Genomic DNA, 366 nt, shown 5'->3' with positions numbered 1-366 from the left:
TCACGATGCGACCATCGTGGAGCTGCCTAACATGATTGGTGCGCCGTCGCGCAGTCCGGCCCTTCACGAGCAACCGACGCCAGAGACCCTGCATTGCGTACCGCTCGGCGTTGAGGAGATGCGCCAGCACATGGGGACGATCGCCCAGACACTGCGCGAGGCGGACCCGGCGCTTTTCGTCATCGACGTGTCGGCGGAAATCGCCCTTCTGTCGCGAATCATGAGCGTTCCCGCCGTCACTATCAGAATGCATGGCGACCGCGAGGATATCGGCCATGTCGCAGGATACGAGGCGTGCGTTGCCATGCTCGCCCCCTTCGACGAACGGATCGAACAGGATAGCTATCCCAAGCGCCTGCGCGATCG

1 pseudogene is annotated in these 366 nt (G+C 62.8%); it reads left to right on the top strand.

What is annotated here, in order from left to right:
* Window positions 1-31: 31 nt before the first annotated feature.
* Window positions 32-366: pseudogene (locus A3736_RS06120) on the top strand (glycosyl transferase); the annotation flags it as partial.

It is taken from the genome of Erythrobacter sp. HI0063 (genome assembly GCF_001635685.1).
GTDB lineage: Bacteria > Pseudomonadota > Alphaproteobacteria > Sphingomonadales > Sphingomonadaceae > Qipengyuania.
The sequence above is the reverse complement of the archived record's forward strand: the minus strand, read 5'-3'. Positions and strand labels throughout refer to the sequence as shown.